Genomic DNA, 15,706 nt, shown 5'->3' with positions numbered 1-15,706 from the left:
TTAAATGGGGCGTACAACATATTAAGAAAAGCAGTCCTGAACGCTTTTGCAGACGGGATAGAGGGGTTAGGAGTAACTCCAATCAGGTTTACCCCTGGTAAAGTGACTTTGTAGATTTGTCTATAATTTCACAAACTCTTAAGTCGTCTTCTAGCTCGTGGTTACTCTCCATCTTCATAAAACCTCCGCTCCTGTGCGGGTTCCTTCTCGTGCGCTGATAATCCGAACGCGATCTGCTCGATCTGTATGGGGGACTATCAGGATACGATTAGCACTGGATAATCCAATGATAACGTAACGCTCCTCACCGTAAGAGTGATCTGGGTCAGGGAATGTCACAGATAAAGGATCATTGAAAACAGTAGACGCCTCGTTGAATGAAACGCCATGCTTTTTCAGGTTCGAGTTCGCCTTGTCTGGATTCCATTCAAATTGCATTTAAACAACACTTGCTACTCTACTTGATTTTTACGTAAAACATCTTTAAGCGGTTTATTACCATACTGATGAAAAGTAAACAGTTATGGTGTGGTTTTTTTAATTAATAAATCAACTCCAACCATAACAGCAGCTATATTTGGCAACCATAGGCAGGAAAAAGAGACAACATCTGATATAATGAGAATACCGGATATTATTTGAACTGCATCGTAAACTAAAATAATTCCTAGAGTCAAAGCAAAGCTATTATATCTAACTCTGGGTTGTAAATTAATGCCGATCGCCCCACCCAAAAAAGCAAAGACAGTACAGGAGACAGCAGAACTAAATCGCTTGTAAATGTGAAACTTGAGATTGAGGAACTCACGGCGATCGCCTGCTGTTTCCAGAACAGACAATCGCTGATAAGCTTGATATATATTCATTTCTCGGTCATCAAGCTTTTCTCTGTCTGCTTGAAACTGTGAAGATATATGAGGCAGATATAAGGGCATAGTATCAAACATAACCCTTTGACCATAGGAGCCATCAGCATTAATCAGACTGTGGGAACCATGATAAAAATAGCAATATTCTTGTTGCTCATAGCATTGGGCAAAACTAGAAGTAATAATTATCTTCAGTCTTTGCGCATCGCGAATTAATAGAGTGACAGATTGCAGCTTGCCATCAATAAACTTATCTGCATAAAATAGATACTTAAGAGACCTTTGATTCTGTTCTCCAACATAATCTTGATAAAACTCCGTGTAAAAGATATCAGAGTTTTTCAGGTTTGACCTATTAATATTTAGAGAACTTTCTAAAGTGATCGCAGCCTGATAATTAGCGGGGGGAACAAATATATCATTAAATGTAAATTGGATGAACGTTACCAACAAACCGGTAATAATAGCGGGATAAGTTAACCTGTATAAACTGACTCCACAGCTTTGTAAAGCAATAATTTCAGTATTGCTAGAGAGTTTCTGATAAGTAAAAATAGTTGCCATTAAAGTGGCAATAGGTAAAGCCAATACAATAAACTCAGGTAATTTAAGAATATGTAGATATATTAAAACTGGAAAAGATAACTGTTTATTAATTAGAAATTTAAACTGCTCAAAGGATATGCCAATAGACTCAGCTACCACAGTCACAATGATAATGCTAAATAATAAGGGGCGAATCAACTCAGAAATTAAATAATAGTTCAATAATGATATTTGAGCAAAAAAGCTGATTTTTTTCATTTATCATTTTGTTGGTTATGTAATATTGGAATGAGCCGGGGAATGAATTAAGAGTCTCATAGCCGATTATCTAGATAATCAGCTATTGTGGTTTTATTGGCGTAGGTTAGCTTCCCCTTTGGGGTTAAATTAATTAGAGATAGCGGGTAAGATACCCGCACTACTAAATAGAATCCCTGTTTTAGTTACAAGTTGTGAGCCTTCCACCTTTGCGCACCTTAGCGTTACCTTAGCGCCCCTTTGCGTTAAAGAATAGTATTAAAAAAGTTTGATGGGTGTGTGAGTAAGAAATCCTAGTCTTTAACGGTTGATGAAATTAATTGCTTGGTTATATGCTGTCTCTACTTCTCTAAAGCAATCAAGCTGTTGTTGGTTTTGCTGAGTATTTCTTGAAATGGGATAACGTGCCCGACATTGGGCTTCTAAATTTGCCCTAGCGCTATTAATCTCTCCAAGGGTTGTGTTCTTAGTAACGGTTTCGGAAGCACCTAATGAAGGAACTGAAACAGTGAGGGTATTATTACCCCCACCGCCGCCATTATTATTACCACCACCTCCATTAGAAGTGTTACTAGAAGTACCGTTAGGACAAGCAGTAATCATTAAACCAATGAGTACAAGCCCAAAGATTCTGGAAGTAGATAAAATCGCTGACATAAAGTTAACCTGAAAAACGTTCTACTTATTACTAGAAGCTGGAAGCAAGTTTTCGCAGGTTAACTGATAGAGATTAGTTATTGTGTGCTAGTAATGTATAAATAATCTAAATATGGAGCGAGTTTACGAATTTGGTTGATGGTTGACTGTACCAAGGGGCGATCGGCTCAGTGCAGCAGTGTGGGGGCGATCGCTATTCAGTGACCTTATGCACCAATGGGCGATCGCCCTTAAGGGAGCCGGGGAATAAATTAAGAGTCTCATAGCTGATTATCTAGATAATTGGCTATTGGCGTAGGTTAGAGTCCCTGACAGTCAAATTAATTAGAGATAGCGGGTAAGATACCCGCACTACTACATAGAATCCCTGTTTTACTTAGAAGTTTTGATCCTTCCACCTTAGCGCACCTTTGCGTTACCTTAGCGCCCCTTTGCGTTAAAGAATAGTATTGAAAAAAGTTTGATGGGTGTGTGAGTAAGAAATCCTAGTCTTTAGTTTAAATTTAAGGAACCCCACGCAGATCAAGATCACAATTTAAGCTAGGATCACCAATCCTAGCGCAATCAGCGTAAGTATCAGCCGCATTTTGTCGCAACAGATTACGATAAGCATCATTAGATGTTGACTGTTGACGGTTCACAGTGGGAGTTGACGGTTGAATATAACTAGAAGTATAGCCACGACAGGAAGTAATCATTAAACCAATGAGTACAAGCCCAAAGATTCTGGGAGTAGAGAAAATCGCTGACATAAACTTAACCTGAAAAACGTTCTACTTATTACTAGAAGCTGGAAGCAAGTTTTCGCAGGTTAATTGATAGAGATTAGTTATTGTGTGCTAGTAATGTATAAATAATCTAAATATCGAGTGAGTTTACGAATTCGTTATAGATAATTGGCTATTGTGGTTTTATTGACGTAGGTAAGCGTCCCCTTTGGGGTTAAATTAATTAGAGATAGCGGGTAAGATACCCGCACTACTAAATAGAATCCCTGTTTTAGTTACAAGTTGTGATCCTTCCACCTTTGCGCACCTTAGCGTTACCTTAGCGCCCCTTTGCGTTAAAGAATAGTATTAAAAAAGTTTGATGGGTGTGTAAAAATTGGAAGAACTCCCAGGAGCATTACTGTTTAATTAAACGAGTTCCTGTTTGTACATTTACCAAACCTTGGTCTATAATTTCATATTTCCTGGTACCAGATAACCCTGATGAAGTTCTGACTTCAACATAAATAAAGTTCCCGCTACGTCTCCATCTACCTCGTACATCTACCTGGCGTGTGCGCGGACGAGTATAACCACTGTTAATAAAAGATGTACATTTTTCTACTAAGTCACCACTGTCATAAAAGTAATGAACACAGCTTTGGTCTATCCCTACTTGGCGATCGCTCTTTTGAGAAGTAAATGCTGCGAGTAATTGAGGGCTATTTTGTGCGGGAGCTACGTTCATATTCCCGCCAAATATAAATACTGTGGCGGTGGTAGTCATAAGTAATTTATGCAACTTGTTCATAGTTACCTCACTAGAGGGTAATTGTTAACTTCTAGTTATTACTAGAAGCTGAAACCGAGTTTTCACACATTTACTTATTAGTATTACTTATTAATAATATAATTTATATAAGATATACATATAAAAATACCTGCGAAAAATAGCTGTCAGCGTCCCATAGATAAATGTGTGGGTTAAACGAAAATACATATTTAACCTTATGTACTACATTCAACCTGGAAAACTTGTTTATGAGTGATATCAATGAAAAACTATGTCAACTGATTAATGAGGCGATCAGATTACCCCCAAAAAGCAAACAAAAGTATCAAAAAATCAATGAAATATACCTATTAGTAACCGCATCTGGGGAACTTTGGCGAGAATATAAACCCTACTATGAAGACGCATTACAGGACATGTGGAGATATTGCTGTCAAAATTTACATGAATATGATTCTACACAAACCCAAGTAATTACCTGGTTCAACAGACATTTAAAAAATGCTTTGGCTAGATATCGACATAATGAAGAAATCAGAAACAAAAAAATCTATCCCCTGATTAATAAACCATTATCTCACAAAGACATTGAACCATCACTGGATATATGGGAGGAAACTGCTAAATGGGTAAAAAATGACCCTGAACAAGTATTACGTAATGTCCATTTTCCCCATCATCCAGCAATTACGGCTCAAGTGATTATTTTACGGAGATTACCCCCTCATATTCCTGCTTGGAAAGAAATCGCCCAAGAGTTTAATTTAAACGATGCTGAAAGCAAAAATTTACCGAAGTGGTATAGCCGTAATTGCTTACCTTTATTACGGAAATTCGGTAATGAGCAAGGGTATATCTAAAAGTAGATTTTAGTAAATCTCCCATCCAATTATGAAAATTACAAGGTAGATAACAACTATGTCCAATCAAAGTTATGTGCAACAAGCAAATATTGCTATCCCATTAATTATTACTCAACAAGCAATTAATACTGCTGTAAAATTTGCTCAACAACAGCCTAATCTTAAAGCACAGCAAGTTTATCTCAATACTTTAGCTGTGTACTTAGTAAATAATTACTTAGGTATTATGGGAATTGAGACGGATTTAACAGCGGGAGATAGTTGGAATCCGGTGGTACGTTTCGCTGCTGATGTTGCTGATTTAGAAATTACAGGTGTGGGGCGTTTAGAATGTCGTCCCATAACTGGTAACCAGGAAAAATGTCCTATTCCTTTAGAAGTCATGGATGAGAGAATCGGTTATGTGGTAGTTGAGATTAATCTAGAAGAAAGTTCGGCGCATTTACTGGGGTTTACCCCAGAAGTGACAACAGAAGATATATCTGTTAATCAGTTACTACCAATAAAAACGTTATTTGAGCATATCAGTCAATTAACATCAGAAACCCCTATGGTTCAACTCAGTGACTGGTTAAATCATGTTTATGAATCTGGTTGGGAGTTATTAGAGAATATTTTCACCGATCCTGTCCATCAATTGAGTTTTGGTTTTAGAGATAGCAACACAATTATTAGGGGTAAAAAGTTAGATTTTATTCAAGGTGAGCAGGGGGTGGCGTTATGTGTAGCGGTGACTCCAGTATTTAACTCAGAAATGGCGATATCTATAAATTTGTATTCCTATATACAAAAAAAATTACCTTCTGGATTGCGGTTAATGTTATTTAACGCACAAGGAAAATTAGAAATGCAGGTAGAATCTGGGGAGAATGATCAGTTTCTCCGGTTTCAATTTCATGGGGAAATACAAGAAATTTTTAGTATTAAAATTTGTTTTGGAGAGCTAGAGATTACAGAGGAGTTTATTGTATAATTATGAGTCAAGTGATGAAAGCACCACCATGAGTAAAGTAGTAACTCTTGACTTGAATGGTCACCTAAAACAGGGATTTAACGTGAGTTTGGAGATTAAGGAGGAGGGTTACAGCACCATTATTTGTGGTCGCCAAGGAAACTTACCTCCTGCTCTAGAACTACACCAGGGATGTGAATCTCACTGGAAAATCTACCGGAGTTTAGCAGCATCCTATCGCATTAAAAATAAGCAAATTATCACTCAAACATATGTACAATCATGCTTAGAACAGTGTCATCAATCTAGTATTGAGTTAAAAAAGAGTTTAAATCAATGGGTGAAGTCCGAAGGGTTTCGGGAAATTCATGATTGTATTAAAGAACAGTTAAGCCCAACTGAACCGGCGCGATTTTTGATGCGTGGTCATGATGAATGTTTACAAAAGCTACCTTGGTATGAATGGGATATGTTTAAATCCTATCCCTACGCCGAATTGGGTTGGAGTTATGGAAATTACCAAGCAACTAAATGCATAAATACCAATCCTGGAAAAGTCAAAGTTTTAGTAATTTTGGGTAGTCGTCAAGGTATTGATATTGATATCGATAAAGATATATTACAGGGTTTACCTGATGTTGATGTATGTTGTTTATATCAACCGCAACGCAGGGAAATTAATGACCAGTTGTGGGAATATCAATGGGATATTATCTTTTTTGCCGGACATAGTAGAACGGAATCCCAAGTAGGTCAAATTGATATTAATCCTGATGATAGTATGACTATTGATGACCTATGTAAGGGATTAAAGAAGGCAATTGACAGAGGTTTAAAGTTAGCAATCTTTAACTCCTGTGATGGTTTGGGATTAGCTAAAAGTCTTTTTCAGTTGCAGATTCCTCAAATCATAGTGATGGGGGAGTTGATTCCTGATGCGGTAGCTCATAAGTTTGTGGAATACTTTTTACAAAATTTGGCTGGGGGTAATTCTCTATATCTTTCTCTCAGAGATGCTAGGGAGAAATTACAAGGGTTAGAAGATAAGTTTCCCTGTGCAACTTGGTTACCGATGATGTTTCAAAATCCGGGAATAGTACCACTAACCTGGGAGGATTTACGCGGAGAAAAAACCCCCACCCGAAAATTACACAGGGTGAATTTTATCCAATTATTATTAGCCAGTTTTGTGTGTACTGGTTTAGTGATGGGGGTGCGATCGCTTGGTTGGTTACAGGATAGGGAACTCAAAACTTATGATCAAATGATGAGTATGGGAAGGGAGGAAAAAGCAGATAATCGTATAGTAATTGTCAAGGTCACAGATGAGGACATGAACAATTTTCCTGGTTTATTCAACACATCTAAAATCACCGATGAATTACTATTAAAAGCGTTACAAAAAATTAATCAACATCAACCCGCAACCATAGGTTTAGATATCCTCCGGGATATTCCCACCTACTCAGTTAATCAAGTAGATATTTATCCCCAATTAACTAGTTATTTGCGAGAAAATTCCCATATTTTCCCCATCTGTAAAGTTGGTGAACACATAATTACCACCTCTGATGATTACGGTTATTCTCCACCCCAGAACAGCAGAAAAAATAATCTTAGCTTTAATGACTTTGTAGTTGATGGCGATCGTGTCCTGCGTCGCCATCTTATTTATATGGACCCCCCTGAGCGTTCTGTTTGTCAAGCTCGCCATGCTTTAAGTTTACAACTAGCGCGGAACTTTTTAAGCAAATCAGCAGGAATAAAATTAGAAGTTATACAAACTCCCACAGGTAAGTTATTTAAACTGGGTCAGGTAATTTTACCGGAGTTAAAAAACAAAGTCGGCTTTTATCAAACAATAGATGATGGTGGTTATCAAATATTATTGAACTATCGCTCTACCAAAAATATAGCTACAGAAATCAGTTTACACAGGGTAATTAATAATGATTTTCCTGCTGATTTATTCCAAAATAAAATCGTTCTGGTTGGTTACATATCCAGAGCCAAAGGTAATGATTTCTATGCTACCCCTGTGAGTGACAAACCTGGTGAAGAGATGGCCGGAGTCCAGATTCATGCACATATGACTAGTCAATTAATCAGTATTGCTTTAGGGGAGAGAAAACTATTGACCTTTTTACCTTGGTGGGGTGATGCTGCTGCAATTTTACTGATTACTTTTATAGGGGGTATACCTATTTTATATGGGGGAAAATCATTATCTGTAATCATCATGCTTGGGGAAATTATCATCATAACTGGTATTGGCTATTACGTTTATATTACAGGTCCATTAATCCCCACGATCATCGCATTAGTTTTCATCACAATTTACGCCTATGTTTCACCAATTACCAGAATAAATCATGTTAAGGAAAATAAGTAAAATTAACTATAGATATATCTCAGTATTAATGCTGGGCTTAATCAGCTTCCCACTGATATTACTGAAAGTACAAGGGGAATCTCCCCCCAATCAGGTTTCATTAATTCAATTCCTGCAAAAAAAAGACGAACCACCCCCAGATTTAGGAGACAAAGGCGCACCAGTGGGTAGGGTACAAGGAGGTCCACGTAGTCCTAACAATTGTCCTCACATCCAACCCCCCCTAACTGCTATAGTACCCAGTATTCTTGAACCCAGTCTTTTAACTCTTGTGTGGGGAACAACTATAAAATCATCACCCAGTCTCTGGTTTTATGTTCCCTACTCACCTAGAGATGTGGAGAGCAGTAAATTAATTATCTGGGATGGGGTTGCAGATAGACGAAAACATCCACCAGTTTATCAAGGTAATGTCACCTTAGAAGCAACTCCCGGAATTATTCGCCTATCCCTGGCAGACAAAATAAAACTAGAGGATAATCAGAAATATCATTGGTATTTATCAGTTTCTTTGAAATGTAATCCCCAAGACGACATTGGTGTGAATGGGTGGGTATGGATAGACACAGAAAAACTCAATTCTTTAACCCCAACCTTAGCGGGTAAGTCTAAGGAAGAGCAGGCTTTTATTTTAGCTCAAGAGGGTATTTGGCAGGATGCTTTTACTTTAGCGGTGGAAAATTCCCCAGCAGATTGGCGAAAATTGTTAATGGATATTGATTTAGATGATATAGTTACCGAAAGGGTAGTAGATTGTTGTAGCTTGGTGGACAGTGGAGAGTGATCAAGCTATAACCAATTTCCTACCAAAACAACTGTACCCCAATCACTGGGTGAAAAGTTGTTACTTAGAAGATATAACTGTGCTTTTTGCAGAGCTTGGGCTTTGGTCAAATCAGGATAATTAATTAATTCCTCATAAAATCGTTTGATTAAGACTGCAGTTGATTGATCATCTACTGTCCATAAAGTCGCTAAAGTGCTACGTGCGCCAGAACGGACTGCTAACCCTGCTAATCCTAAAGCAGCGCGGTTATCTCCTGTAGCTGTTTGACAAGCACTCAGAACTAGTAGTTCAATATTCTCAGATGTTAGTGGCTCTCTATTTGCTAATAAATCCCTTAATTCATTAATATTAACAGGTTCATCCCAGGCATATATAACAGTGTCTTGAGGATTAGAGCTAAACTGTCCATGAGTTGCTATGTGAATAATCTGGGGACGAGTTTGACTAACTTTCAGTTGTAAGTTCTTTTTAGTGAACTGTTCCTCACGCAGTTGTTCCCCTGGGAATAAAGACTTGATCTGATCGAGTTCTAACCTGACAAATGGTAAGGGTCCCAAGTTATTTTCATCTGGAAAACTGGGAGCTTGATCTGTACTGATTCCAGCAGATAAGGTAATTGGGGACTGTTGTTTGAGGGTTTGGGGCTGAAGTAATTTTAAACCAGGACTGTAGGCGATCGCATATTTTTCGATTAAATACTTTTCTCCATCATCCAAAACCGCCATCGGAACATTACGTAAGTATCCATCTACAACAAACACCACAGTTTGAATATTATTTGCTGTTAACACAGGATCAACCTGAGCAAACAACCACTGATAAACCTGTTGAGATAACCGGTTTAACTGGGGATCTGGGTAAGATTTTTTGACAATTTCCTGTAATTGTTCTAATTTACTTTCCAATCTCTCCTGAGTAATTTCCGTAGTATAGTGTAATAAAGGTTGTTCAGGTAGAGTGACAATCACCTCTAGGCGCTGGGGTAAAATAATCCCATAAAATATGGCTGTAGGTGATTTAGCTTGGGCTGATTGCTGGACAAAATCATCAATATTAACGGTATTATCTTCTATACAAGCATCTCTAAAAAAGTTTTCTAACTCTGCTAATTGCAAAGATTCAATCACATCACGGGCTTTTCTTAAATCATCTTGACTGGGATGGTCGGTTAAAAGTAAATCTATATATTTCCGATATACTGGTTCAACACTTTCCCTAAAATCATACTGTACATCTGGATTCAAAGTTACCAAATCACTACGCAAATTTTTCAGGTAATTAACCGCATTACCATAAGCTGTGATTGCTGCTGGTTTTTGATGGAGTTGAAGATATAATCTACCTAACTGCCATTGGATTTCATAATCTAGTAAAGAAATATTAAAAGCTGTTAATTGTTGATTTATATCTAAAGCTAACAGAGTATATTTTTGGGCTTTTTCCCATTCTCCCAGTTGCTCATATATTCTTCCCACCAGAGCTAAAGTATGAGACTGGGTGCGTTGATCTCCTAATTCTGCTGCTGTCTGAGCTATGTTAATTAGTTTTAACAATGTTGTGGAAACTAAATCTTGATCCCAATTATTCTTGGGATCATTTTCCTCCCTGGGTTGCAGACAGGTTAACTTTGTTGCTTCCTGACAGAATTGATATTCAGTTAACTTAATTTCTGCATATAGCCTAGATTGACTCAAGGGTACATTACCAATCAGTTTTTCAGCTTCCTGAATTGGGGATATATCTTGAGATAATTCTATCTGATTGAGAATTGCCTCTAGTTTAATCTGTCCTACTGGTGCTTGACCAGCTGCTTGGCGGTAATCTTTCTGTGCTGGTTGACAAAATTTATCTTGATTTTCTTCACATAAACTGCGTTTGGTATTACCTAAACTCAGTAAAATATAACTTTCATATTCAGGAAAAGAACCTTGGACAAGGTGCTGTGTAATCTCTAAAACCCCTTGAGACGCAGCCAAATTACCCACACCTCTCAAAGCATTACCTAAACTATGTAATCCTTTAACTTGACTCAAAGTAACATGATCTAAACTAGGGATTAATGTTTGTAAATTTCCCTGGCAATTTTCAGCATTGATCTGAAAAGCAGTCAGTAAAATCCGACAACTCCTCGGATAAAAGCCCAACTTTTGCATCCCTTGGGCTTGATTGACCTGATTAGCAAATAATAACCCTGATTCACCAATCTCACCATAAATTTTAGCAGCATCTTGCCAACTTTCCACAGCCCGTTCTGTTTGACCGATCATTAACTGATGCTGTCCTTGAATATCCCAAGTTTGCGCTAAAATTCGCTGTTGTTCAGTTGTCTGTTCCAGAGTACCTAGAATATTTAAACTTTCATCTATATATATTGCTGATTTGGGCCAATTTGCTAATTGTTGATAAGTTAAAGCCAGATTACCTAATACCATAGCTCGATTGAGTCTATCTCCCTGGACAGCATAAGCATAATCAGCTTGTTTCCACTTACTTACCGCTGCGGTAAATTCTCCCTGTGTGTATAAATCTTGAGCTTGTTGGACTATTGCTAAGGGATTATTTTGACTCTGAGCAACCACGGGGGAAATGGTCATGGATGTGATAAATAGTAATACTGTTATCAATCCCATATTTTGCTGATAAACCCTTCTCAGGTTCTGTAACGCCATTAAACGGAAAATCTTATGACCTGCGGAACTCCATAAGACTAAGTAGTTACCAAGATGGCGTTTTAAACTTTTCAAAGTTCACCTACTTATTTTGACTTGAGTAGTATTAGCACCACAAAATATTACAAAATATTAATATAAATGTAAATGATCATACATCCAGGCGATCGCCAACAAATCACTTTCAGTAAAACCAACTCTTTATGAACAACTTCCTGGTAAATTGATATTATTTCCTGGCCGTTGTAACCCCCTACTTCCAGGGTCATAACCAACCAAGATCACACTACCATCCTGATTAACCACCATACCCCTAGCTGGGACAATTTCCCGGCGAGATTTTTTGAAATTGGACTGAGAAACCACTCTCACAGGAGAACTGACCACCGGTTTAACTAACCCCACATCAACAGTATGGGTTTCTAAAACCTGATTGGGAGTCACAGGTAAACCACCCCTACCAGTGCGGTAAAATTCGCTATCACTTCCCTGAGAACAGACATTTTTAGCAATTAACCTACTCCCATCTACTATAGTTTCCGGTAGTTCAATTAACCCTTGAGTCGAGTCTACCCCCAGAATCTTAGTTTCAACCACTCCATCAATACCCAATTGTGAACTAGCGCTAATCATACTTTCCGGGGTAAAAAATAGGCGGTTAGTGGTAATTTGAATATTACCTCCATTACCCTCAACAGCATTAGCACTAATTTGACTATTATTTCTCCCCACTAAAAAGCCAGCATTAATATTGATATTACCACCATTTCCAGTACCACCTGCTGCAGTGGTAATCTCACCATTATTCAACCGTAAAAGATTATCAATATCCAAAATAATATTCCCACCCTCACCGCTAAATGTCCCCGCAGACAAAGCCGAACTATCATTAACAGTCAGATTTCCCGCCCTTAAATTAATATTACCAGCATCTCCCCTACCCTCACTACTAACCCCAATTCTAGAACCATTATTTAAGGTAAAAAACATGGGGTCTATGAGAATATTACCCCCCTCTCCTGTAGAGTTAGGGGTTGTAGTTGCTAAAATATTACCCTGATTCAGGTTAATACTTTCAATAATATTAAGGACAATATCCCCAGCCTTTTGCTCACCTTCAGTAACAGATAAAATACGCCCATCTTCCTTAATCTCCAGCTGACGAGCATTCATCACAATATTACCAGCTTTACCTGCTCCCAAGGTGCTAGCATTAATTTCACTACCATTACTCAAAGTCAACACAGATGTATTCACCTCAATATTACCAGCATCCCCTCTACCCGTAGGTTTCACCACAGTAAATACACCACTTACTTGCTCCCTACTTCCCCCCTCAAAAACTACCTGGTCACTAGCAGTAATTCTCACATTTCCTGAGTTTCCCTGTCCCCCAGTACTAGCAACCAGTTGAGCCTGATCTGTAATAGTCACCGATGGCGATATAATTATGATATCATTGCCATTTCCCACTGCTCTTGGTTCTACATTAGTGGAAATATTAGCTTTACCGGAAACTTCCACCCCAGCACCAGCATTAATTTCTACCTTACCCGCGTTTCCTTGTCCTCCGGTTTTAGCTTCTATAACCCCATTGTCGGACATTCTGAAAAAACTAGTTGTGATCTGAATATCGCCACCATTTCCCGTACCATTTAAAATATCAGAAGAAACCCGACCTAACTTTTGAATATCAACATTATTAGCAGCATTAATAATTATATTTCCCGCCCTTCCTTTTCCCAGGGTAGCTGTAGTTAAACCGCTAAAAGTGCCGATATTTAAAGAATTTGTATTAATGATAATATCACCAGCATTACCTACCCCAGTCAGACCGACATTACTAGATGCACCTGTCAGCGCTCCATTAGCAAATGTTACCTGTTCTCTGGCGTGAATATTGATATTTCCCCCATTACCTTGTCCCGATGTAGAGGCGTTGAGATAGGCATTATTTGTCACTTCTAAAGACCCAGTAGCAATATTAATATTACCTGTATTTCCTACCCCAGTAGCAGAAATCAGATTTTCAGCTACACTCCCAAAACCATCAAATTTCACTAAATTATCAGCATTAATATTAATATTTCCCCCTTGACCCTCCCCTCCTAAGCTAGCTAATAAACTAGCACCATTTATCACCTCTAAAGACCCAGTATTAATATTAATATCACCTGCATTTCCCCGACCCAAGATACCTGCTCTGGGAAAAATTCCGATGACATTTCCTATTGCGGTTCCCACACCGTCAACCTTCATAGTTTGGGTATGAAAATTTAGATTTCCACTATTACCTACACCAAAACTATTAGCTTGAATTTGAGAACCATTAGTAACCTCTAGGGAGTTGGTTTTAATGGTAATATCCCCACCGCTACCTCTAGCTTGACTATTGACCCGACTAGAAATTAAACTATTATCTATGCGAGTAGTACCATCGGCGAGAATCTCAATATTACCAGCATTACCAATACCCGATGTACTAGCAGATATTTGAGACCCATCTGTAATATCTATATGATTGCTGGTAAGATTAATCTTACCAGCATTCCCTATACCAGAAACACCAGCATTAAACACAGAAGAATTGTTGATAGTTAATTGATCAGCGATAACATTAATATTACCCCCATCACCAACCGTATTAGGTTGAGTATAACTCCTCAAATCGCTATAATCGAAAGTAATATTATCCTTGACTGTGAGATTAATATTACCAGCGTTTCCCCTACCTTGATTATTTTCTAAATTAATCTCAACATTTTTAGCTACTAAGGAGCCATTCTTGACACTAATATTTACATCCCCTGCTTTACCTTGCCCATTAGCTGTATAAATGCCAGTATAAATTACCGGTGAATAACCGGTATTCTCAAAAATCACATCTCCTCTTAAAGCCAGAATATTTATGTTACCCGCATTTCCCTGACCACTGGTGCTAGTATCAAGATAAGCGCTATCTTTGACAGTTAAAGAACCTGTGGTAATATTAATATATCCGGCGTTACCTGTACCTAAATCTCTTACCAGATTATCAATAACACTGAATCTACCAACTAAATTAATTTGATTTGTATTATTAATTTGAATATTTCCTGCTTGAGTATCTACTGAACCCGAACCTGATGCTATTCCCCCACGCAGTTGACTACCTCTGGTAATATCTAAGTTGCGCGAATTAATGGTAATACTTCCACCACCACCCCCAGTAACATTGACCTGAGCGCCATTGGTTAAACTGACATTTCCTTTGGTTATATCTATATCTGCGCTCCCTGAGCTATCAGGAAAACTCAGACGCAAACCCTCATCTAAATTAACTGTACCCGTTTGGGTTAAACCACCTAACTCTACCTGACTTCCCGGTGATATAATCCTGGCGTTATCAATGCTGACATTACCACCGATTAAAGCTAAGGTTTTACCTTCAGGAATGGTGAGATTTGAATTATTCAGGCTAATATTACCAGGATTGTCCCGAAATCCTAACCCTCTGGGAATATTAATATTTAATAAAGGTGGCTGTGTGGGATTAGTACTATTAAACTCATAATTATCAAATATAACTTTATCGGCTGTAGAGGCCACAAAAGAACCTTTTACATCTAAATTAGCATTAGCTCCAAAGGTAATACCATTGGGATTAATTAAAAATAAGTTCGCATTTCCCAAGACTCCCAAAGTTCCCAAAATATTGGAATGACTGATCCCAGTCACCCTGGTTAAAATATTACTAATATTATCTGGGTTGCTAAAATACACCCCCTGGTTTGCACCAACGTTAAAATCTGTAAAACTGTGGAATAAATTAATACCCCTAATTACGCCTCCTTCAATAATATCACTGGTATTTCCTTTGATTGTCTCATTCCTCACAGAAGAATTGAGGGTGTTATCTGGTATCAGTTGAGCTTTAACTAACCGAGGATTTACAGTTGTAATTAAGCTCAAGATGATTGGTAAGATGAATTGACAACTAGAGTATTTTTTGCAACTGTTCATTTTCATAACTTTGAACCCATGGCGATCGCAATACAGATCCCCGACTTCTCACGTCATGATTATACTCTCATCTAATTTACCCAGAAGTCGGGGATCTTACCCCCCATTGCAAATCTTAGATCCCCGACTTCTCACATCATGATTATACTCTCATCTAATTTAGCCAGAAGTTGGCGCAAAACTCAAGTAAAAAATAGGGTGTTCTGGTGAG

At 38.0% G+C, this 15,706-nt stretch carries 11 protein-coding genes; 4 read left to right on the top strand and 7 right to left on the bottom strand.

All coding sequences use genetic code 11. From position 1 onward, the window contains the following. Positions 1–174 precede the first annotated feature (174 nt). From NWP22_RS14965 to NWP22_RS14945, 5 genes are all read right to left on the bottom strand, one after another. Positions 175–438, bottom strand: a complete 264-nt coding sequence (locus NWP22_RS14965; protein ID WP_342393881.1) for a BrnT family toxin — start codon at positions 436–438, stop codon at positions 175–177. An 83-nt stretch (positions 439–521) separates the two neighbouring features. Then, complete coding sequence (locus NWP22_RS14960) at positions 522–1,673, bottom strand: LptF/LptG family permease (RefSeq protein WP_271733754.1); 1,152 nt, start codon at positions 1,671–1,673, stop codon at positions 522–524. 300 nt (positions 1,674–1,973) lie between these two features. After that, complete coding sequence (locus NWP22_RS14955; protein ID WP_280802049.1) at positions 1,974–2,330, bottom strand: hypothetical protein; 357 nt, start codon at positions 2,328–2,330, stop codon at positions 1,974–1,976. A gap of 503 nt (positions 2,331–2,833) precedes the next feature. Next, complete coding sequence (locus NWP22_RS14950) at positions 2,834–3,082, bottom strand: hypothetical protein (protein ID WP_280802048.1); 249 nt, start codon at positions 3,080–3,082, stop codon at positions 2,834–2,836. A 373-nt stretch (positions 3,083–3,455) separates the two neighbouring features. Next, positions 3,456–3,848 carry a hypothetical protein gene (locus NWP22_RS14945; protein WP_271731842.1) on the bottom strand — a complete coding sequence of 131 codons (393 nt, stop codon included), beginning with the start codon at positions 3,846–3,848 and terminating at the stop codon, positions 3,456–3,458. Between the two features lie 230 nt (positions 3,849–4,078). Here NWP22_RS14945 and NWP22_RS14940 point away from each other — a divergent pair, with 230 nt between their 5' ends. Genes NWP22_RS14940 through NWP22_RS14925 form a run of 4 tightly spaced genes read left to right on the top strand, consistent with a single transcriptional unit; the run spans position 4,079 to position 8,821 of the window. After that, positions 4,079–4,690 carry a sigma-70 family RNA polymerase sigma factor gene (locus tag NWP22_RS14940; protein ID WP_280792497.1) on the top strand — a complete coding sequence of 204 codons (612 nt, stop codon included), beginning with the start codon at positions 4,079–4,081 and terminating at the stop codon, positions 4,688–4,690. A gap of 58 nt (positions 4,691–4,748) precedes the next feature. After that, complete coding sequence (locus tag NWP22_RS14935; RefSeq protein WP_280802047.1) at positions 4,749–5,666, top strand: DUF1822 family protein; 918 nt, start codon at positions 4,749–4,751, stop codon at positions 5,664–5,666. A gap of 28 nt (positions 5,667–5,694) precedes the next feature. Continuing rightward, positions 5,695–8,037 carry a CHASE2 domain-containing protein gene (locus NWP22_RS14930; RefSeq protein WP_280802046.1) on the top strand — a complete coding sequence of 781 codons (2,343 nt, stop codon included), beginning with the start codon at positions 5,695–5,697 and terminating at the stop codon, positions 8,035–8,037. Continuing rightward, on the top strand, positions 8,018–8,821 hold the full coding sequence (locus NWP22_RS14925; protein ID WP_271731835.1) for a DUF928 domain-containing protein: 804 nt from the start codon (positions 8,018–8,020) through the stop codon (positions 8,819–8,821). The genes NWP22_RS14930 and NWP22_RS14925 overlap by 20 nt, the downstream gene beginning before the upstream one ends. A gap of 5 nt (positions 8,822–8,826) precedes the next feature. Here NWP22_RS14925 and NWP22_RS14920 read toward each other — a convergent pair whose 3' ends face one another. Both NWP22_RS14920 and NWP22_RS14915 read right to left on the bottom strand, forming a co-directional pair. After that, positions 8,827–11,568, bottom strand: coding sequence for a CHAT domain-containing protein (locus tag NWP22_RS14920; protein WP_280802045.1), 2,742 nt, complete (start codon positions 11,566–11,568; stop codon positions 8,827–8,829). Positions 11,569–11,694: 126 nt separating this feature from the next. Next, positions 11,695–15,444, bottom strand: a complete 3,750-nt coding sequence (locus NWP22_RS14915) for a two-partner secretion domain-containing protein (protein WP_280802044.1) — start codon at positions 15,442–15,444, stop codon at positions 11,695–11,697. Positions 15,445–15,706 lie beyond the last annotated feature (262 nt).

Origin of the sequence: Anabaenopsis tanganyikae CS-531 (assembly GCF_029891675.1) — a bacterium.
GTDB classification, from domain to species: domain Bacteria; phylum Cyanobacteriota; class Cyanobacteriia; order Cyanobacteriales; family Nostocaceae; genus Anabaenopsis; species Anabaenopsis arnoldii.
The sequence above is the reverse complement of the archived record's forward strand: the minus strand, read 5'-3'. Positions and strand labels throughout refer to the sequence as shown.

Excerpts from the sequence above, each read along its gene's own strand:
- NWP22_RS14955 (WP_280802049.1), bottom strand. The coding sequence starts at position 2,330 with ATGTCAGCGATTTTATCTACTTCCAGAATCTTTGGGCTTGTACTCATT.
- NWP22_RS14925 (WP_271731835.1), top strand. The coding sequence starts at position 8,018 with ATGTTAAGGAAAATAAGTAAAATTAACTATAGATATATCTCAGTATTA.
- NWP22_RS14965 (WP_342393881.1), bottom strand. The coding sequence starts at position 438 with ATGCAATTTGAATGGAATCCAGACAAGGCGAACTCGAACCTGAAAAAG.
- NWP22_RS14940 (WP_280792497.1), top strand. The coding sequence starts at position 4,079 with ATGAGTGATATCAATGAAAAACTATGTCAACTGATTAATGAGGCGATC.
- NWP22_RS14935 (WP_280802047.1), top strand. The coding sequence starts at position 4,749 with ATGTCCAATCAAAGTTATGTGCAACAAGCAAATATTGCTATCCCATTA.
- NWP22_RS14930 (WP_280802046.1), top strand. The coding sequence starts at position 5,695 with ATGAGTAAAGTAGTAACTCTTGACTTGAATGGTCACCTAAAACAGGGA.
- NWP22_RS14945 (WP_271731842.1), bottom strand. The coding sequence starts at position 3,848 with ATGAACAAGTTGCATAAATTACTTATGACTACCACCGCCACAGTATTT.
- NWP22_RS14960 (WP_271733754.1), bottom strand. The coding sequence starts at position 1,673 with ATGAAAAAAATCAGCTTTTTTGCTCAAATATCATTATTGAACTATTAT.
- NWP22_RS14950 (WP_280802048.1), bottom strand. The coding sequence starts at position 3,082 with ATGTCAGCGATTTTCTCTACTCCCAGAATCTTTGGGCTTGTACTCATT.